General features: G+C 64.9%; 17 protein-coding genes. 4 read left to right on the top strand and 13 right to left on the bottom strand.

Annotation, left to right across the window (positions count from 1 at the left end; all coding sequences use genetic code 11):
- The first annotated feature begins 249 nt into the window (after window positions 1–249).
- The 3 genes from GA0061099_RS23865 to GA0061099_RS23855 all read left to right on the top strand — a co-directional run bounded on the left by GA0061099_RS23865 (window position 250) and on the right by GA0061099_RS23855 (window position 6,087).
- A complete protein-coding gene (locus GA0061099_RS23865) occupies window positions 250–1,449 on the top strand; it encodes an efflux RND transporter periplasmic adaptor subunit (protein ID WP_036026265.1) in 1,200 nt (399 codons plus the stop codon).
- Window positions 1,446–4,610, top strand: a complete 3,165-nt coding sequence (locus GA0061099_RS23860) for an efflux RND transporter permease subunit (RefSeq protein ID WP_036026267.1) — start codon at window positions 1,446–1,448, stop codon at window positions 4,608–4,610. The genes GA0061099_RS23865 and GA0061099_RS23860 overlap by 4 nt, the downstream gene beginning before the upstream one ends.
- 286 nt (window positions 4,611–4,896) lie before the next feature.
- Window positions 4,897–6,087: an ABC transporter substrate-binding protein gene (locus GA0061099_RS23855; RefSeq protein WP_036014626.1), complete on the top strand. Its 1,191-nt coding sequence runs from the start codon at window positions 4,897–4,899 to the stop codon at window positions 6,085–6,087.
- 213 nt (window positions 6,088–6,300) lie between these two features.
- Here the strand turns inward: GA0061099_RS23855 and GA0061099_RS23850 are convergent, their stop codons facing one another.
- Genes GA0061099_RS23850 through GA0061099_RS23835 form a run of 4 tightly spaced genes read right to left on the bottom strand, consistent with a single transcriptional unit; the run spans window position 6,301 to window position 10,899 of the window.
- Window positions 6,301–6,687 carry an MAPEG family protein gene (locus GA0061099_RS23850; protein ID WP_057027794.1) on the bottom strand — a complete coding sequence of 129 codons (387 nt, stop codon included), beginning with the start codon at window positions 6,685–6,687 and terminating at the stop codon, window positions 6,301–6,303.
- Between the two features lie 27 nt (window positions 6,688–6,714).
- Window positions 6,715–7,797 carry a lipocalin-like domain-containing protein gene (locus GA0061099_RS23845; protein WP_036026271.1) on the bottom strand — a complete coding sequence of 361 codons (1,083 nt, stop codon included), beginning with the start codon at window positions 7,795–7,797 and terminating at the stop codon, window positions 6,715–6,717.
- The gene (locus GA0061099_RS23840) at window positions 7,787–10,249 is read right to left on the bottom strand and encodes an FtsX-like permease family protein (protein ID WP_036026274.1); all 2,463 of its coding nucleotides are present in this window, start codon (window positions 10,247–10,249) and stop codon (window positions 7,787–7,789) included. The genes GA0061099_RS23845 and GA0061099_RS23840 overlap by 11 nt, the downstream gene beginning before the upstream one ends.
- Complete coding sequence (locus GA0061099_RS23835) at window positions 10,246–10,899, bottom strand: ABC transporter ATP-binding protein (protein ID WP_036014611.1); 654 nt, start codon at window positions 10,897–10,899, stop codon at window positions 10,246–10,248. Before GA0061099_RS23835 ends, GA0061099_RS23840 begins: the two co-directional genes overlap by 4 nt.
- Before the next feature lie 145 nt (window positions 10,900–11,044).
- On the opposite strand from GA0061099_RS23835, the gene GA0061099_RS23830 reads away from it, so the two are divergent.
- Window positions 11,045–12,370, top strand: coding sequence for an MFS transporter (locus GA0061099_RS23830; protein WP_036026296.1), 1,326 nt, complete (start codon window positions 11,045–11,047; stop codon window positions 12,368–12,370).
- A gap of 257 nt (window positions 12,371–12,627) precedes the next feature.
- Here the strand turns inward: GA0061099_RS23830 and GA0061099_RS23825 are convergent, their stop codons facing one another.
- The 9 genes from GA0061099_RS23825 to soxX form a co-directional block, all read right to left on the bottom strand.
- A complete protein-coding gene (locus GA0061099_RS23825; protein ID WP_036026276.1) occupies window positions 12,628–13,836 on the bottom strand; it encodes an MFS transporter in 1,209 nt (402 codons plus the stop codon).
- Between the two features lie 135 nt (window positions 13,837–13,971).
- A complete protein-coding gene (locus GA0061099_RS40240; RefSeq protein ID WP_036026278.1) occupies window positions 13,972–14,145 on the bottom strand; it encodes a hypothetical protein in 174 nt (57 codons plus the stop codon).
- A gap of 86 nt (window positions 14,146–14,231) precedes the next feature.
- Window positions 14,232–15,269, bottom strand: coding sequence for an MBL fold metallo-hydrolase (locus tag GA0061099_RS23820; RefSeq protein ID WP_036026298.1), 1,038 nt, complete (start codon window positions 15,267–15,269; stop codon window positions 14,232–14,234).
- A gap of 131 nt (window positions 15,270–15,400) precedes the next feature.
- Window positions 15,401–17,152, bottom strand: a complete 1,752-nt coding sequence (gene soxB / locus GA0061099_RS23815; RefSeq protein ID WP_036026279.1) for a thiosulfohydrolase SoxB — start codon at window positions 17,150–17,152, stop codon at window positions 15,401–15,403.
- A 50-nt stretch (window positions 17,153–17,202) separates the two neighbouring features.
- Window positions 17,203–17,508, bottom strand: coding sequence for a hypothetical protein (locus GA0061099_RS23810; RefSeq protein WP_036014604.1), 306 nt, complete (start codon window positions 17,506–17,508; stop codon window positions 17,203–17,205).
- Window positions 17,505–18,368: a sulfur oxidation c-type cytochrome SoxA gene (gene soxA, locus GA0061099_RS23805; RefSeq protein WP_036026282.1), complete on the bottom strand. Its 864-nt coding sequence runs from the start codon at window positions 18,366–18,368 to the stop codon at window positions 17,505–17,507. The genes GA0061099_RS23810 and soxA overlap by 4 nt, the downstream gene beginning before the upstream one ends.
- The gene (gene soxZ, locus GA0061099_RS23800; RefSeq protein WP_036014600.1) at window positions 18,368–18,679 is read right to left on the bottom strand and encodes a thiosulfate oxidation carrier complex protein SoxZ; all 312 of its coding nucleotides are present in this window, start codon (window positions 18,677–18,679) and stop codon (window positions 18,368–18,370) included. The genes soxA and soxZ overlap by 1 nt, the downstream gene beginning before the upstream one ends.
- Before the next feature lie 15 nt (window positions 18,680–18,694).
- Window positions 18,695–19,192, bottom strand: coding sequence for a thiosulfate oxidation carrier protein SoxY (gene soxY / locus GA0061099_RS23795; protein WP_036026285.1), 498 nt, complete (start codon window positions 19,190–19,192; stop codon window positions 18,695–18,697).
- 27 nt (window positions 19,193–19,219) lie between these two features.
- Window positions 19,220–19,576 (bottom strand): sulfur oxidation c-type cytochrome SoxX, encoded by a 357-nt coding sequence (gene soxX / locus GA0061099_RS23790; RefSeq protein WP_036014593.1) that lies wholly within the window; start codon window positions 19,574–19,576, stop codon window positions 19,220–19,222.
- Window positions 19,577–19,700: the final 124 nt, after the last annotated feature.

Below are 19,700 nucleotides of genomic sequence, written 5' to 3'. Positions count from 1 at the left end.
AGCCGCCGGGAAAAGCTCGCAATTCCGAGTGCCCGTCGTTCACGGCAGGGTTCGGCTTGCCGCAACTGCCTTGCCCGGCACCGTCTCTCTCTCTCTCTCTCTCTGTCAACCCGTCATCCGGTCAGGGCGCCGTTCGGAGCATTGCGCGCGCATTGGTCTTGAAGAGTTCATCTTTGCAACACATCTTGTGGCGCCCGCAGGTAGAGGCGTACCCTGCATCTTCTGCGGCTTTGATGCGAGGACCTGGGGATGAGCGGACCGGACGGAAGCAGGCAGTTGATCAAAAAGCACGATTTCGTTCAGGTCAGCGCAATCGCCGGGCTTCTCGCCGCCGCGTTCGCCCTGTCCGGCTGCGACAAGCCGGCATCGCAGGCTGCGGCTCCGCCGGCGCCGGCGGTGACGGTCGCCCAGCCGGTCAAGCGCACAGTCACCGATTGGGACGAGTTCACCGGCCGCTTCGAGGCGGTGGAGGAGGTCCAGGTGCGGCCGCGGGTCGGCGGCTTCGTCAACTCGGTCGAATTCCAGGACGGCGCCATCGTGCGTCAGGGTGACCTGCTCTACGTGATCGATCCGCGCCCGTTCGAGGCGGTGGCCACTCAGGCGGAGGGCCAGCTGTCAGACGCACGGGCGCGAGTGGAGCTCGCCAAGCGCGAGCTCGACCGTGGTCTCAGCCTCGTGCAGACCAGCGCGGTCTCCGAACAGGTCGTCGATCAGCGCCGCCAGGCCTTGCAGGCTGCGCACGCCGCCGAGATGCAGGCCGAGGGCGCGCTGAAGGCCGCCAAGCTCAACATCGAGTTCACGCATGTGGCAGCGCCCTTGACCGGCCGCGTCAGCCGCCATCTCGTCAGCCCCGGCAATCTCGTGCAGGGCAGCGACACCGGCACCTCGACGCTGCTGACTTCGATCGTCGCGCTCGATCCGATCTACATCTATTTCGACATGGATGAGGCGACGTTCATCAAATACAGCAAATTGTGGTTCGAAGGACGGCGGCCAAGTTCGCGCGATACCGCGAACCCGGTGCAAGTGACGCTGGCCGGCGAGACCAAGCCCTCGCGCGAGGGCACCGTCAATTTCCTCGACAATCGGCTGGACGTGTCGACCGGCACGCTGCGCAGCCGCGCGGTGGTGAAGAACACGGATCTTTCGATCCTGCCCGGCCAGTTCGGCCGCGTCCGCCTGATCGGCAGCGCGCCTTACGAGGCGCTGCTGATTCCGGACGCTGCGATCGCAACCGACCAGTCCCGCAAGATCGTGTTCGTGGTCAAGCCTGATGATACGGTCGAGGCACGCCCCGTCGTGCTCGGTCCGCTCGACGACGGCCTGCGCGTGATCCGTGAAGGGCTGAAGCCGGACGATCGCGTCATCGTCAACGGCATCCAGCGCGCCCGCGTCGGCGCCAAGGTCGCTCCCCAGACCGCGCAAGCGCCGGCCGGTGGCAAGTCATGAATCTTGGCCGCCTCTCCATCAACCAGCCCATTTTGGCGATGGTGCTGTCGATCGTGCTCCTGATCGTCGGTGCACTCGCCTACACCACGCTGCCGGTCTCCGAATATCCGCAAGTGGTGCCGCCGACCGTCGTCGTCACGACGCAATATCCCGGCGCCTCCGCCCAGACCGTGTCCGACACGGTCGCAGCTCCCATCGAGCAGGAGATCAACGGCGTCGAGGACATGCTGTATCTCTACAGCCAGGCGACCTCGAACGGCCAGCTCACCATCACCGTCACCTTCAAGCTCGGCACCGATCTCGACAAGGCCCAGGTGCTGGTGCAGAATCGCGTCGCCATCGCGCAGCCGCGCCTTCCAGAGGAAGTGCAGCGCAACGGCGTCACCACCCGCAAGAACTCGCCCGACATCCTAATGGTCGTGTTCATGCTGTCGCCGGACGACACGTTCGACCAGCTCTACATCTCCAATTATGCGCTGCTCCAGGTCCGCGACCAGCTCTTGCGCATCGACGGCGTCGGCGACATCCAGATCTTCGGCGCCCGCGACTATTCGATGCGGCTGTGGCTCGATCCTGACAGAATCGCCAATCTCGGCCTGACCTCGGCCGAGGTGCTCGCGGCCATCCGCGCCCAGAACGTGCAGATCGCCGGCGGCCAGATCGCCGAGCCGCCGATCACCGATCGGGCCTTCCAGCCCAATCTCACCTTCACCGGACGTTTGAAGGACCAGAAGCAGTTCGAGGATATCTTGATCAAGGCCGGCCCTGACGGCCGCACGGTGCGGCTGCGCGACGTCGCCCGCATCGAGCTCGGGGCGCTGGCCTACAGCACCAACAGCTTCCTGCTGCGCAAGTCGGCGGTCGCGATGCTGGTGACGCAGCGGCCGGGCTCGAACGCGCTCGCGACCGCAAAGAACATCTCCGACACCATGACGAGGCTCAAGGAGAGCTTTCCCAGGGGGCTCGACTTCAATATCGGCTACAACCCGACCGAGTTCATCGCCCAGTCGGTCCACGAGCTGATCAAGACCATTTACGAGGCCATGCTGCTCGTGGTCGTCGTCGTGCTGGTGTTCCTGCAGGGATGGCGGCCCGCGATCATTCCGATCATCGCGATTCCGGTCTCGCTGGTCGGCACGTTCGCGGTGATGGCGGCGCTCGGCTTCTCCATCAACAATCTCACCCTGTTCGGGCTCGTCCTCGCGGTCGGCATCGTGGTCGACGACGCCATCGTCGTGGTCGAGAATGTCGAACGCCATCTCGAGCACGGCCTCAGTCGTCGCGATGCCGCGCTGAAGACAATGGAGGAGGTCGGCGGCGCACTGGTCTCGATCGCCCTGGTGCTATGCGCGGTGTTCGTGCCGACCGCGTTCCTCGGCGGCATCTCCGGGCAGTTCTTCCAGCAATTCGCCGTCACCATCGCCGTTGCGACGGCGATCTCCTGCTTCTGCTCGCTGACGCTCTCGCCCGCGCTGGCCTCGCAGATCCTCACACCACACGAAGAAAAGCGGCCGCCGGCCGCCTGGAACATCATCGCGCGCGGCTGGAATGCGTTCACCGGCGTGTTCAATCGCGTGTTCGACCGGCTGGCGCATGGCTATGCCGGCCTCGCCAATTTCGCGATTCGCCATTCGGTGGTGATGCTGCTGATCTACGTCGTGCTGATCGGCGGCGCCGGCTGGTTGATCGTGACCACGCCGCAGGGCTTCATCCCGGCGCAGGATCGCGGCTACGTCATCATATCCGTGCAATTGCCGGGCGCGGCGTCGCTGGCGCGTACCACCGAGGTCGTTCGCGAGATCGAGCGGATCTCGCTGGAAACGCCGGGCATCGTTCGAGTCGCCGCCTTTGCCGGTTTCTCCGGCGCCACCCGCACGCAGGCCGGCAATGCGGCGGCGCTGTTCCCGGTGTTCGACGAGCCCGAGGCGCGGCTGAAGAAGGGCCTGTCCGCGAATGCCATCACCGCCGAGCTGCGCAAGCGCCTGTCCGCGATCCAGGGCGCTTTCATCATCGTGATTCCGCCGCCGGCCGTGCCCGGCATCGGCACCGGCGGCGGCTTTGCCATCCGCATCCAGGACCGCCAGGGCCGCGGGCCTGAAATGCTCGCAGCCGCCACCGACGAGCTTGTCGCCGCCGCGCGCAAATCGCCCTCGCTGCTCGCCCCCTCGGTGTTCTCGCCGTTCACGGCCAACACGCCGCAGCTCTTCGTCGACATCGACCGCACCAAGGCGCAGAAGCTGGGCGTGCCCATCTCCAACATCAACGAGACGATCCAGACCTATTTCGGGTCGACCTATGTCAACGACTTCAACCTGTTTGGCCGCACCTACCACGTCACCGCGCAGGCCGACTTCCCTTTCCGGAAAGAACCGAGCGACCTTGCGCGCCTGCGCACGCGCAACGCTTCCGGCGACATGGTGATGCTCGGCAGCGTGGTCGAGTTCAAGGACGTCTCGGGACCCGACCGCGTCGCTCGCTACAATCTCTATGCGGCGTCCGAACTCCAGGGCGAGCCGGCGCCGGGCACGAGCTCGACCACCGCGCTCAACGCCATCAAGCAGCTCGCGAACGATACTTTACCGAGCGGCTTCACCTTCGAATGGACCGACCTGTCCTATCAGCAGGTCACCGGCGGCAATGCCGGTCTCTACGTATTTCCGATCTGCGTGCTGTTCGTCTATCTCGTCCTCGCCGCGCAATATGGCAGCTGGACGCTGCCGTTCGCGGTGATTCTGATCGTGCCGATGTGCCTGCTCGCCGCCACCATCGGCGTTCGCGTCATGGGCCAGGACGTCAACATTCTGACCCAGATTGGCTTCGTCGTGCTGGTGGGACTGGCGGCGAAGAACGCGATCCTAATCGTCGAATTCGCGCGCGATATCGAGAACGAAGGCAAGCCGCGGCTGGAGGCCGTCATCGATGCCTGCCGCCTGCGCTTGCGGCCGATCCTGATGACCTCGTTCGCGTTCATCCTCGGCGTCTTGCCGCTGGTGATCTCGACCGGCTCTGGCTCGGAGATGCGCCAGGCCGTCGGCGTCGCCGTGTTCTTCGGCATGATCGGCGTCACCCTGTTCGGCCTTCTGTTCACGCCGATCTTCTACGTCGTGGTGCGGAACCTGGCGGAAGGGCGGCGCGACAAGAAGCCGGAGGCGATGGCCTGACGTCTGTCTCGATGGCCAAAGACTCCGCCACATCCTCCGCTGTCATCCTCGCGAACGCGGGGATCCATAACCACAGGGAGGAGTTTAGCGCGACAGCGGCGAGTCTTCGCCAACACCATCCTGTGGTTATGGGTCCCGGGCTCGCGCTGCGCACGCCCCGGGACGACGGTGGAGAATGTGGCACGCAGAATCCCATACTAACGACCAACATGAAATGGATGGGCGGAAGCGCGGTTCTTCACTACTATCCGCGCGATTTCACAGAAGAATGCCGGGAGTTAAACATATGAAATCAGCACTTTGGGCCGCAGCGGCCTCGGCCCTCTTGATTGCGGTTCCCGCCTCCGCGCAAGGCGTCAAGATCGGCATCCTCAACGACCAGTCCGGCGTCTATGCCGATTACGGCGGCAAATGGTCGGTCGAAGCGGCCAGGATGGCGATCGAGGATTTCGGCGGCGAAGTACTCGGCCAGAAGATCGAGCTCGTCACTGCAGACCACCAGAACAAGCCTGACCTCGCAAGCTCGATCGCGCGGCGCTGGTATGACGTCGAGAACGTCGACATGATCACGGAGCTGACGACCTCCTCGGTCGCGCTCGCGATCCACGAGCTCTCCAAGGAAAAGAAGAAGATCGACATCGTCGTCGGCGCCGCGACATCGCGCCTCACCGGCGATGCCTGCCAGCCCTACGGCTTCCACTGGGCCTACGACACCCGCGCGCTCGGCGTCGGCACCGGCGGCGCGCTGACCAAAGCCGGCGGCGACACCTGGTTCTTCCTCACCGCGGACTACGCCTTCGGCTACGCGCTGGAGAAGGACACCAGCGAGATCGTCACCGCCAATGGCGGCAAGGTGCTCGGCTCGGTGCGCGTTCCGCTCAATTCGTCGGACTTCTCCTCCTTCCTGCTGCAGGCGCAGAGCTCGAAGGCGAAGATCGTCGGCCTCGCCAACGCCGGCCTCGACACCACCAATTCGATCAAGCAGGCGTCCGAGTTCGGCATCGTCGCGAGTGGCCAGAAGCTCGCGGGCCTCCTGATGACGCTTGCCGAGGTGAACGGCCTCGGCTTGCAGGCCGCGCAAGGCCTGGTGCTGACCGAAGGTTATTACTGGGATCTCAACGACAGGACGCGCAATCTCGGCGAGCGCTTCCTCAAGCGCACCGGGCGGATGCCGAGCATGATCCACGCCGGTACCTATTCGGCGACGCTGAGCTATCTCAAGGCCGTCAAGGCTGCCGGCACCAAGGATCCGGATGCCGTCGCCAAGAAGCTGAAGGAGCTGCCGGTCGACGACGACTTCGCGCAAGGCGGCAAGGTGCTCGAGAATGGCCGCATGATCCACGACATGTATCTGTTCGAGGTCAAGAAGCCCTCGGAATCGAAGAAGCCCTGGGATTATTACAAGCTGCTCGCCACCGTCCCCGGCGACAAGGCCTTCTTCACGGCCAAGGAGAGCGGCTGTCCGCTGACGAAGTAGGGAAGTGGCACAGCGAGCGCCACACCCGCGCTGTCGTCCCGGACAAGCGCGCCTCAAGCGCGCGCCGATCATGGACCCATAACCACAGGCACGCGTGGTTACGGGGACTCGGAGTGATCAGCTCGCATCACGACATCTTCCTGCGGTTATGGGTCCCGGATCGGCGCTTACGCTTGTCCGGGACGGCAGCGGAATGTGTGGCGGCGGATTGCCTCACACCAACCGCAGCACCACCGCCCCGAGCGCCCCGACCCACAGCGCCATTGCTGCGAGCGCCTGGATCGCAAAGCCGGTGCCGCGCTTGGCCACGGCTTGCGAATAGCCGATGAAATAGACGATCCGGCCGATGATCCAGATCACGCCAATCGCCGCCGCGATGGCGTCGCTGATATAGATCGCGAACAGCCAAAGGGCTGGCAGGACGATCGGCATCCATTCCAACGTGTTCATCTGGATGCGGAAGGCCCGTTCGAAATCCGGATGCCCCGACATCGCAGGTACCTTGACGCCGGTCTTGGTGCGCGAGCGGGAGACGTTGATGGAGGTGAAGAAATAAAACGCGATCGCCAGCAGCGTGACGAGGGCGGTGAGATGATACATCGTCGGTTCCTTCGAAGAGATCGCGCTTCAATAGCCGGTCAGCTCGAGATAGCCAACGCCGTCATGTGTGCCGGCAAAGCTGATCGGCCCTTCCCAGTACGAGAAGCCGGTCCCCATCCAGGCGTTCGGATTGAGCGGCTTGCAGAGGATCGAGAATGATCGCGCGGGGATCGCGATCTGCCATTGCACCGGCAGCTTGCGTCCCGCAACCTCAGCCGTCGCCCTCGGCATCATCTGTATGTCGCTGCCTGCAATCATCTGCGTCTCGCCGGCCGCGCTGATCCAATTGCCGAACGGATAATTTCTGCCGTCCTTCTGCCTCAGCCGGTACAGCATCAGCTTGTCTCCGGATGACAGATGCAGCGACAGCCAGTCCCAGCCGGTCTGGTCGGCGTCGAGCGGCTGGCTGCTCCATTCCCGGTCCATCCAGGCCTGGCCCGAGACATCGACCGGCTTGTCGTCGATGCTGAGCATACCGCGCGCGCGGTAGAACGGCTGGCTGTAGTAGTACGAGGCCTGCCCACGCTCCGACTTTCGGCTGAAGCCGCGATCGCCCTGCAGCACGACCGGCCGGTCGGCCTCGAGCGTCAGTGCGTAGCTGAAATCGGCGCCAGCTGCCTTCAGCGACAGCGGCGCCAAAGCGCGGTCATCGGTGCGGTCAAAACTCTTCATCTCCCAATCGTCAATCCAGGCATCGAACGGTTTTGCCGTCACGCCGGCTTGTCCGACGCCACCCCGTGAAAACGTTTCAGAGAAGCGGTGAGTGTCGGCGCGCGTCACCGCGGCATGCGCCATCCACACCTGTTGATTGGCCCAGCCCTCGCCTTGCGGACCTGGCTGCGCCGCCTGGCGGAACAGCGTCCATTGCAGGCCGCACGCCGCGCCGCGCGCGTCGACGAGGTTTGCCGTGAGATACCACCACTCGATACGAAACTGCGGATGCGGTCCGTGATCTTCGGGGAAGGTGAATGTCTTTCCCGGCGTTACCTTTGTAAACCCATCGGCGGTCTCGGCGAGTCCGGCATAGCCCTGCGCGCCGGCGCGGCGCGGGAGGGCGAGGGCGACGATGCCACCGGCGAAGGCGCGCCGCGTGATGGCTTCAGCGCTCATTGGCAAACACCTTGACGAGATTCGCCGGCTGCATCCGCGCCAGCCGCACCATCGGGAGCAGCGCCGCAAGCAGCGAGGCGAAGAGCGCCACCGCGACCAGCTCCACCAGATGCAACGGAAAGACGTGGAACGGCAGCCGCCAGCCGAAAGCTTTCACGTTCACGATTGCAATCAGGCACCACGCGACCAGCAGTCCGAGCGGCACGGCCAGCAGTGCCGTGAACAGCGCGACCGAGAGCGTCTTGGTCAGCTCGATTGTGGCAAGGCGTGGCCGGGTCAGGCCGATCGCCCATAGCGGTGCAAGCTGCGGCAGTCGGGAGTTCGCCAGGGTCAGCAGGCTCGTGAGCAATGCGATTCCGGCGACGCCGAGCGTGAAGGCGTTCAGCGCCGACGTCACCGCGAAGGTGCGGTTGAAGATGCGGATCGATTCCGCCTTCACCGTCGCCTGGTCGGCGATTCTGCGGTCGTCGAGCCCGAACTGCTTCTGCAAAGCCGCAATCAGGCCGGGGATATTCTCTCTCGCGACGATCAGGCCGATCCGCGTCTGCGGCGTCTGCGGAAACTGCCGGATCAATGCGGCGACGTTCACAGTAAGCTGCCCCTTGGGGTTGCCGTAATCGGCATAGATGCCGACGATGTCGAGCTCCCAGGTCCCGCCCGGCGCCGGCACCTCGACGACGTCGCCGATCTGCACGTTCAGCCGCCGGCTCAATTGCTCGCTGATGAAAGCGGCATTGCCCGGCACCAGCCGGGTCCAGGCGCGCGGCGCGGTCTCGATCAGCGGCCAGCGCTCACGATAGAGCGCGTGATCGGGCAGGCCGAGCAACTCGACCGGCTGGCCCTGAAACTGCGCCTCCGCGCGCCCGCCCGAGAGGATCGCCTGAACATCGCTGCGATCCTTCAGCCAGTTCCGGATCGCGACGCCTTGCGCATTGTCGGACGCGCTGACGTAGACGTCGGCGGCGAGCCGCCCGTTGAGCCAGCCGATGAAGGTGCGGCTGAAGGTCTCCACCATGGTGGAGACCCCGACGTTGACGGCAAGCGCGAGCAAAAGCGCCATTAGCGCCAGCGACAATCCGGAGAGCTGCTGCCGGCTGTCCGCCCAGAACCACAGCACGAGCGGGCCTCGCGCGAAGCGCTGGCCTACGAGCAGGATGATGTCGAGGAAGGCCGGCAGGATCAGTGCCGCACCGAACATCAACGCGGCCAGCACGCCGAACCCTGCGATCAGTGATTGCCCGTAGTGGAGCAGCAGCAGCGCGACGGCGAACGCGCCGCAGGCCGCACAGCTCTGCAGGATCAGCCAGCGGCGTTGGCGCTGCTGCCAGGCGCCCGGCTGCCCCGTCGCCAGCACTGGCATCCTGATCGCCTTGATCAGGCTGGTCGCCGCCGCCACAAGCGCACCCGCAACGCTGATCCCGATGCCGGCGAGCCACCATTCAGGCCGCAGGCTGAGCTGCCCAGGGATCTGCGCGCCATAGAGTCCGCGCAGCGAGGCCGCGACATCGGGCAGCAGGGCGGCTGCGATGAAATAGCCGCACGCGAGCCCGATCAGGCCTGCGACCAGCGCCAGCGCCACCAGCTCGACCACCAGCACCGTATTGACCAGCCGCGCCGAGGCGCCACAGGCCCGCAAAGTGCGCAGCATTGGCAGCCGCTGCTCGAACGCAAGGCCGACGGCCGAATTGACGATGAACAGGCCGACGAAGAACGACAGCAGGCCGAAGGCGGTGAGGTTGAGATGAAAACTGTCGGTGAGACGCTCCAGCTCCGTCTCCGCATTGGGCTCGACTCGCTCTAACTGCTCGCCGACCACGCTCGCGAGCGGTGCGGGCTTGCCCCTCGGCTTGCCGATCAGCAGCCGCGAGACCTGGTCGGGCTTGCTCAGCAGCCGCTGTGCCACGCCGATATCGACCACGAGCACATCGGGTGCGAGCTGCGGCTGGACCCGCAGCGGCGGCAGCCTTGCGCCGCTGCTGATCGCCGGGGCCGTGCCCTCTGCTTGCTGCAAGCCCCTCAGCGTCTCCCGGGCCACCAACGTCTGGCCGGGCGGAGCAACGAAGCTGCTGAGATCCGTGGCACCCAGGCGTGGCGCGTTGCCGACATCGACCGGCAGCGTGACCGGCTCGATGCCGAGCAGCCGTACCGAATGCCCGTTGATCTGGACGCGTCCCTCCAGCACCGGCGACACCGGCCAGCCGGCGCGGCGGAGCTTTATGAACAGCTCCTGCGGGAAAGTCGCCGCATTGGGAGCGACCAGCATCGCGGTGCGCACGCCGCCGAACGTCGCTGCAGCGCGGTCATAGGCATTGCGGGCCTGCTGATTGATGGCCTGCACCCCGCTCCACAGCGCGGTCGCCGCAATCAGGCCAATCAGGAGCGTCGCGAACTGCATCTTGTGGCGCCGCCAATGGCTGAGCAGCACGGCGAGAACCCAGAGCGCGCGCTTCATGAAATGCGCCCCGCATGCAACGTGAGATGACGGTCGAGCGTGGCGGCGAGATGCAGGCTGTGCGTCACCATCAGGAAGCCGCAGCCGGTGCGCGCGACGAGGTCGCGCGCCAGCGCCAGCACCTCCTCGGCGGTAGCTTCGTCGAGATTGCCGGTCGGCTCGTCCGCCAGCAGCAGCGCGGGCTTTGTCGCCAGCGCCCGGCCGATCGCGACCCGCTGCTGCTGGCCGCCTGATATCTGCTCTGGATACCGTTTGAGCAGGCTGCCGAGTCCGAGGCGCTCGACAAGCTCTTTCGTCCAGGCCGCATCATGCCGGCCGGCGATCCGCGCCTGGAAGGCGAGATTGTCCGCGACGGAGAGGCTCGGGATCAGGTTGAACTGCTGAAAGACCAGGCCAACGCGATTCCGCCGCAAGCTGGCGCGTCCGGCATCCGATAGCGTGGTGACCTCGGCGTCACCCAGCCGGATCGAGCCGCCATCGGCGGCGTCGAGGCCGGCGATCAGGTGCAGCAGGGTGCTCTTGCCGCTGCCGGATTCACCGGTCAGCGCGACGCGCTCGCCAGCCCCGAGGTCGAGGTCGACGCCGCGCAGAACATGGACGGGCTCGCCGGCCGAAGAGAAGGTCTTTGAGAGGTTTCGGATGCTCAGCACGATGACGGCGCCGGACGGAATTAACGGAATTGCTGCCTAGCACACCTGATGCGGAAATGCCGGGGTTGCGTTGGCCCTGAAGCCGCTGTTAGCTTTCAAAACGGCCAAATCAAGAAAGTGCCGAAAGAGACATACGGGGAGAATGATGAGCGCTCAGGAAACGCCGAATGTGGCGGCCAAGACGACCAAAACGCCAAAGGGCGCCTGGACTGTTACATTTCTCCTCTTTCTTTTCATGGTGGTGAACTTCGCGGACAAGATTGTGGTCGGTCTCGCCGGCGTGCCGATCATGACCGACATGAAGCTCAGCGCCGAGCAGTTCGGCCTGCTCGGGTCCTCGTTCTTCTTCCTGTTCTCGATCTCGGCCATCGTGGTCGGCTTCATCGTCAACAAGGTGCCGACGCGCTGGGTGTTGTTGACGCTGGCGGTGATCTGGGCGGTGTCGCAGTTCCCGATGGTCGGCACAGTCTCCTTCACCACGCTCTTGATCTGCCGCATCGTGCTGGGGGCGGGCGAAGGGCCGGCCTTCTCGGTCGCCGCGCACGCCATCTACAAATGGTTCCCCGACGAGAAGCGCACGCTGCCGACTGCAATCCTGTCACAGGGCTCGGCCTTCGGCGTCATTCTAGCGGTGCCGGCGCTGAACTGGATCATTGTCAACCATTCCTGGCACTACGCCTTCGGCGCGCTCGGCGTCGTCGGCCTGATCTGGGTCGCAGCCTGGCTCGCGCTCGGCAAGGAAGGCCCGCTGGAGGATACCGAGGTCCTAGCCGTCACCGAGCCGAAGATTGCGTACGTGCAGCTGCTGACCTCACGCACCTTTCTCGGCTGCGTGATCGCGACCTTCGGCGCTTATTGGGCGCTGTCGCTCGGCCTCACCTGGTTCACGCCGTTCATCGTCAAGGGGCTCGGCTTCTCGCAGAGCCAGGCCGGCTTCATCTCGATCCTGCCCTGGGTGTTCGGCGCCACCATCGTTCTCCTCACCGGCTGGATCTCGCAGGTGATGATGGCCCGCGGCTACACCACGCGCGTCTCGCGCGGCGTGCTCGGCTCGGTGCCGCTCATCGTCGGCGGCCTGATCCTCACCGCGATGGCGCATGTCGAGGGCGCCGGCCTGCAGATCGCGCTGCTCGTCGTCGGCTCCGGACTCTGCGGCGCGATCTACGTGGTCTGCCCGCCGATGCTCGGCGAGTTCACGCCGGCCTCGCAGCGCGGTGCAGTGCTCGCGATCTACGGCGCGCTCTACACGCTTTCAGGCATCATCGCGCCGAGCGTGATGGGCACCGTGATCCAGCGCGCCAGCAGCATGCTCGACGGCTACCTGACGGGCTTCACCATCAACGCGGTGGTCATGATCGGCTCCGGCGTCATTGGCCTGCTGCTGTTGTGGCCGAACACGGAGAAAGCCAGGCTGACACGTGGTGCGGCGGCGCAGGGCACGGCGCTGAAGGGCGCAGTGTCGCCGACGTAAGTCGCGGCTCTCTCTTACCCTCCCCTGGAGGGGGAGGCTCGCTGCGCATGTAGCGAAGCGGAATGCGTAGCGGGGTGGGGTGACGGTGTTTCCCATCCGGCAGTGCCCGAGAGGAGAGATCACCCCACCCCGCTCGCGCTGCGCGCGATCGACCACGGGCGAGCTTCGCTCGTCCCGGACCCCTCCAGGGGAGGGTAAGCGGCTGCCTCGTTAGCCTTCGCAGGAACGACAGTTGAATTTGTGTCGATGCCGACGGCTCAATTTGCTTTCGCCGGCCGGCGCTCCGTGAACGGCGACAGCACCACCGTCGCCACCATGAAGATCACGGACGCGCCGAACACCCAGTGCGGCGCGCTTTGATCCATGATCCAGCCGAACAGCAGCGGTGAGACGATGCCACCGAGGTTGAAGCCGGTAGAGGCGATGCCGAAAGCGCGCCCCGCGGCACCCGGAGGCGCGGCATTGCGCACCAGCATGTCGCGCGAAGGCGCGATCACGCCGGAGAGGAAACCTGCGGTCGCCATCGTCGCCGTCAAGGCCCAGCCCGGCAGCGTCACCAGCGCGATCAGCAGCACGATGGCCGCATTCGCGGCGAAGCAGGCCGCCGCGACATAGCCGTGGCGCTCGGTGCGGTCGGCGAGGAAGCCGCCGGCGAGTACGCCCGCGGCGCTTGCGGCGAGAAACGCCGTCAGCGCGACATTGGCGATCGAATAGGACGTGCCGTAGCCGCTCATCAGCGCCACCACGCCGAAATTGTTGATGCCGGCAACCGACAGGCTCAGCAGCATGAACAGCGCAGTCAGCGTGATCAGCGCCGGCGTGATGATGGCCTGCTTTGGCGCGCTCTCGCTGCCGGGCTTCTTCTTGTGCGCACCGGCATCGGGTATGTTCATGATGATCAGCAGCAGCGCCACCGCAATGCCGATCGCGCCCGAGGCGATCAGCGCGCCGGTGCCGCCGGACAGCGTTACGAGCGCGGCCACGATCGCCGGTGCGACGGCGCCGCCGAGAAAGCCGGCAAAGGTATGGATCGAGAAGGCGCGGCCCATCCGCCCCTCGTCCATGTGCTCCGCAAGAATCGCGTAATCGGCGGGATGATAGACGCTGTTGGCAAGTCCCAGCAGCACTGCGCAGGCGATCAGCGAGGCGTAGCTGAGATGCAGACCGAGCAGGATCAGCGCGGCGCCGCCGAGCGCGAGCCCGGCCAAGAGAATGCGCCGCGCGCCAAAATGGTCGACGAGGTAGCCGGTCGGCGCCTGGGTTAACCCCGATACCACCGCGAACACGGTGAGGGCGAAGCCGAGCTCGACATAGCCGACGCCGAGCTTCTCCTTCAGGAACGGAAACAGCATCGGCAGGACCAGCAGATGGAAATGGCTGACCCAATGCGCGATCGAGATCCCCGTCAGCGTGCGCAGCGCACTGTCCGTCTTGCCTTGTTGCGGTGCGGCGAGAACGTCGACCATTGCAGTTCCGTTTCACTCCCGATGGACCGGCAAACTATCGGGGCTGGCGGTTATTTGTCCATGAACGCAGGCGCATGGCAGGTAGTGCGGGTAGGGCTCCATCCCGCTAGCGCGCGATCAAAATCAACGTCCCCCTCAGAACGGCTCGTCGTCCGGGCCATAGCGGTCGCGCTTCGGCGTTGCGATGTCGCCGTCTTCGTAATCGTCGTCATCGGTCTGGGGCCGGCGCGGGGCTCTCTTCGCCTTGTTGTCCGCGGGCTTGTTCTCGGTGGTCTTGGGCGGCTCGCTCGGCTTGCCGGTCTTGGCCATGGCTGGTCCCGGATGGTGATGCTGCATCCGAATGTACCTGCCAAATATGTGCGGTACCTGATTTATCTCAAGGGGCGACGAGGCCGTCAGTGCACCACCGGCCCGCCCGCCTTCTTCCAGGCATCGAGGCCGCCGGCGATATGTGCGGTGTTGAGAAGCCCCGCCTCCTTTGCAGCCGCAACGGCCATCGCCGAGCGTTCGCCGAAAGCGCAGAAGAACACCACGCGGCGGCCGCTAGCGGCCGCGACCTCGCGCAGCATGCCGCCGGGCTTCAGGCTCTCCTCGACGGAAGGGTAGGGCGTGTGCAGCGCGCCTTCGAGCATGCCGTGCTTCATCCGCTCATTGGTCTCGCGCAAGTCGACCAGCAGGATGTCGGGCCGGCCGAGGCTGCGGATCGCCTCGATCGCGCTGAGCGCGCGGCCTTCCTTCTCCAGCTCTTCCTGATGCAGGCCGACATGCATGTTGGCGGGGATCGCCACGTCCATCATCTTCGGATTGGGCAGCTTCAGATTGGCCATCAGCTCGACATATTCGTCGACCGAGCGCACCTGGAGCCGCGGATTGTAGCGTCTTTCCTCGCCGATGGTGGAGACGGTGTCGCCCTTGTAGTCGTGGGCCGGAAACACCATCGTCTCGTCCGGCAGCTTCAAGAGGCGGTTGAAGATCGAATCGTATTGCGCGCGCGCCGAGCCGTTCTGGAAATCGGTGCGGCCGGTGCCGCGGATCAGCAGCGTGTCACCGGTGAAGACGCGGTCGCCCATCAAATAAGAATAGGAATCGTCGGTGTGGCCCGGCGTGTACATCACGTCGAGCGACAGGCCCTCGATCGTCACCTTGTCGCCGTCGGCCACCCGCATGGCGACGACGTCGGCCTTGGTCTGGTCGCCCATCACGGTCATGCAATGGGTGCGATCGCGCAGCTCGCCGAGGCCGGTGACGTGGTCGGCATGCAGATGCGTGTCCAGCGCCTTGACCAGCTTGAGGTCGAGCTCGCGCAGCAATTGGCAGTAGCGGTCGACCTTCTCCAGCACGGGGTCGAGAATCAGCGCCTCGCCGCCGGGGCGGCTGGCGAGGACGTAGCTGTAGGTGCCCGAAACGCTGTCGAAGAGCTGTCGGAAGATCATGGCAGGACCCGGCTTGGAATTGACTTCCAAGATTCTACTACAATACGGGTCGGAAAGAGAAGTAATTCACTGCATGAGCAGAAAAATTTAGAAGATTATTATTATGGCCGCATGATCGCGGACAAAACACATCATCCCAGTCCTGCAATGCCTGGATTGCCTTCGACGCCTTTCAGCGTCACGCCGGAGCCGAGCCGTTCGGGCATCATCCGGCCCGAGCGCAGATATTTGCCGACCACGTCCCACACCGGCGCGCCCTGCTGGCCGTTGACTGAGGCCCAGCCCGCGACCTTGTAGCGGTGGCTGGCGCTGAGCGCCTTGCCGCTACTGATCTTCAGCTCCGAGATGCGGCTGCCGATCGCAGCGTCCGGCGTGCAGGTGTAGCTGAGCCCGCCGGCACGGACCATGTCGCCGCCCTGCTGGTAGTAGGGATCGGCGTTGAAGAGGTTGTCGCAGACGTCCTCGAGCAGGTCCTTGATCTGGGCCCCCGTCATCTCCTGCACATAGGTCTCGGGATAGGTGATCGCGGTTTCCGCGAGCAGATCCTCCATGGTCATGGCCTGGCCGGACAGCGCGGTGACGCCCCAGCGGAAGCCCGGCGACAGCGCGATCTCGGCATCGAGCTCGGTGCGCAGCGCGGTGCAGATCAATTCGTCCATGGGGCCGGAGAAATTGCCGCGGCGATAAAGCAGCCGGTCGGGTGTTGCGATCTTTTCTGACCAATCGGCCACGTGCGGTGCACGGACCCGGCCTATCAGCTCGGCCATCGCCGGATCGGGCTTCAGCAGCTCCGAATAGACCGGCAGTAGACGATATCTGGCATCGCTGACCTTGCCGCTGTCGAGCGCGAGATCGAGCACACCCAGAAATTTCCCGTTGGAGCCGGCATTGGTGACGAGCGTCGTACCACCTGCGTTCTTCACCGGCATGGGCTGCGGCACGGCATCATGGGAGTGGCCGCCGAGAATGACGTCGATGCCGGTGACCCGGCTGGCGAGCTTGAGATCCACGTCCATGCCGTTGTGCGACAGCAGCACGACGGCGTCGACCTTGTCGGTGCCGCGCAAGGCATCGACATGCTTCTGCAGCTCCTCCTCGCGGATGCCGAAGCTCCAGTCCGGTGTGAACCTCCTGGGATGCGCGATCGGAGTGTAGGGGAAGGCCTGGCCGACGATCGCGATGCGATGCCCGCCGAGCTCCTTGATGACGGAAGGCTTGAACACGCGCCCAGTGGCCTTGTCGAAGGCGGGCGCGTCGTTGAACGCGGCCTCTTCGGTCAGGAACACGTTCTGCGCCAGGAACTCGCCCTTGAAACGCTCGAGATTGTCGCGCAGCGCCTGCTCGCCATAGGTGAATTCCCAATGGCCCGTCATCGCCTCGATGCCGAGCAGATTGGCGACCTCGACCATGTCGCGGCCCTGCATCAGGTTGGCCAGCCCCGTGCCCTGCCAGAGATCGCCGCCGTCGACGAGCAGCGAACGCCGCTCGCCGACATCGGCGCGCAGGCGATCGACCAGTGTCTTCAGATGGGCAAAGCCACCGAGCTTGCCGAAGCGGCCTGCGGACTTCTCGAACTCGAAGCAGGTGAAGGCATAGGCATCGGCGCTGTCGGAGCGGATGCCGAAGCGCTCGAGAAAGGCCCGGCCGACCAGATGCGGCGGCCGTCCCGCCATCTCGCCGATGCCGATATTGACGCTGGGCTCGCGGAAATAGACCGGATTGAGCTGCGCATGCGTGTCGGTGATGTGCAGGATGCGCGCATTGCCGAACCGTTCGAGGTCGTAGATGCTGGCGGCGTCAGCGCCGCGGGCGAGCCGCGGCAGGCCAATCGTTGCCACGGCAAGGCCTGCACCTTTCAGGAAATCGCGGCGGCGGATCGCCATTCAAGAATTCTCCGCGCCTCTCGTGGGGACTGCGTTCACCGCGGGGCAGTCTAGCGGATTTCCATCGCCTTCCAGGCTTCTTTTTCGGAAACAGCCTGGAAGATCGACGCCCTCGCCAGCGCTTCGGCTTCCCTGGCCGCGGCCACCGCACGGCCGAAATCGCCGCCATCGGCAGCCCTTTTCGCGGCCGCCAGCGCAGATACGGTCACCGTCCACTGGTTGCGCATGCCCGCCGCCTCCTTGGAGGCGGCTTCGGCGGCCGCATAGGCCGCCTTGTAGTCCGCCTCACTCGCCGCGCGCGCGGATGGCGCAAGGCTCAAGGCGAGCAGCATGGCCAAGCCAAGTGACAGCTTCATGGCCGTGCTCCCGGTCCCGAGATCGGCAGGCCGTTGGCGACGTAGGACAGGAAATATTCGACGTCTCGATATTCATCCGACTGCGGCTCCAGTGAAACCGCGCGGGTCTGGCTGTTGCAGGTAACGAAGCGGCGGCTGGTCGTGCCCATGCCGCTCCATTCGGAGCGGTAGATCGGCATCGCGTTGAGGATGCCGAGCGCTGGGGCGAGGGTCTCGGCGCGGATGCGCTCGCCCGGGCTCTGCACGTGGCAGCTCGCGCAGGAGAAATTCATCTGGCCGCGCCGCGTGTAGAAATAGCGCTTGCCGTTCTCGTACGCCGCCAGCGCGCGGGGATCGTCGGGGATCTTGATGTCCATCAGCTTGCCGCGCGAGGTGTAGGCCATGTAGGCGGTGAGCGAGGCCATCTCGTCCTTGACGTAGGAATAGGGCCCCTCGCCATTGGCCTCGCGGCAGCGGTTGAGCGCGAGCTCCAGCGTGATGACCTTGCCTTCGCCGCTGTCGAAGTACGGATAGTTCTGGCGGATGCCGATGCCGCCGTTCGGAAAGCAGTCGGCATAGGTCTTGCCGTTCTTGAACGGGGTCGAGAACATCTCCTTGCCGGCCTCGAGCGCGAACTCGTAAGGAGGGAATTCCTCCTTCTCCTGCCACTGCCGCTTCATGTCCTCGTTCATGGAATACGGACCGTTGACGAAATCCTCGTGCTTCACGTTCGGAAATTTCTGGAAGAAGAAGTTCTGGAACGCCTTGGCGTCGGCGACGGGATCGACCTTGTCGGCAGCGATCACGCGCGGCGCGGCGAGCGCGAACGCGACGAGCGCAGCGCTGAGCGAGCCCAGCAGGAGGTGGATGCGGGCCTTCATCACGCGATCTTCGCGGTGGTCGTATCCGAGCCGCCCTTGTTGTCGGTCCAGGAGATCTTGAGCTCGTCGCCCTTCTTGGCGCCCTTGAAGCTGAACTTGACGTAGGGGTCCTTGGAGACCGCTGTGCCCCAATCGGCGACGAACACGTCCTTGCCGTTACATTCGAACTTCAGCTGCTGGATGAAATGCGCCGGGATCAACTCGCCCTTGGAGTCCTTGACGAGGCCGGTGTCCATGGGGTGCTGGATCAGCGTCTGCACCTCGGTGATGTCGCCGGTCGATGTTGCGCGCACGCGAATGCTGGATGCCATGTCGAACTGCCTCGCTTAGCCGCCGCAACCGCCGACGGTGACCTTGACCTCCTTGGTCGCGCTGTAGAGCTTGCCGTCGGCCTCTACGATCGCGGTCAATTTGGTGGTCCTGGCCATCTTGAGCCGGTTGGCGACGGCAGGGATCGTGCCATCGGGAATCCTGTAGCTGGCCGCCAGCGCGCTCGGGTTCTCCGCCACGAAGAACGAGATCGAGGTGACCTTGTCCAGCGTCGTCGTCACCGAGATCGGCACGACGCCGCCGTTCTCGGCGATCTCCGGCGCATCCAGCTTGACCTTGTCCGACGGCTCGGCGGCCTTGCCGTAGAGCGCCTTGATCGCATCCGCCTCGCTCTTCTGCCTGAAGGCCTCTTCCGGATATTTGTCGTTCGCCGCGGCGCGCGCGGGCGCGAACGGCAGATTGCCGAGGCCGAGCAGCGCCACGGAGGTAGCGCCCTGAAGGATCAGGCGCCGCGTCGGATGAGGCCTCCAATGAGGCTTGGGGGTCGTGGTCATCTCAAGTCTCCTAGGGGCCGCCGGCGGTTACAGGGTCTGCAGGAAATCAACAATCGCGTTGATCTCCTGCTCGGTCAAAATCCGGTTCCGGCCGAACGGCGGCATCATGGTTTGCGGATTGCGCTTGGTCTCGTCGAAGATGATCGCGGTGAGCTCGTTGCGATCGGGGTATTTGGCCTTGATGTCCTTCAGCTCCGGTCCGATCGTCCCCGGCAGGTCGCCGCCTTTGATGACGTGGCAGGTGAGGCAATTGCCCTTGCCGCGGTCGAAGGCGAGCTTCTGGCCTTCCGTCACGGTGGATTGCGCCCCCGCCGGGGCCATTGCCGCGCCGGCGAGGAGGGCCAGCGCAGCAAGCAGAGCGGGCTTGCGAGGAAAGGCGGTCAAGGCATCGTCCCGGCGTTATCTCGATGATCTCGTTTGCGGAATTGTTCAAAAGCACAAAGGCCATCGCCTGACAATCAAGACTATGCACGCGGTGAAATGGAGTTAATATCCTGCGCATTGCAAC

This window comes from Bradyrhizobium yuanmingense (assembly GCF_900094575.1).
In the GTDB taxonomy this organism is placed as follows: Bacteria; Pseudomonadota; Alphaproteobacteria; order Rhizobiales; family Xanthobacteraceae; genus Bradyrhizobium; species Bradyrhizobium yuanmingense.
Note: the sequence above shows the minus strand (reverse complement) of the source record. Positions and strands in the feature narration are given on the sequence as shown.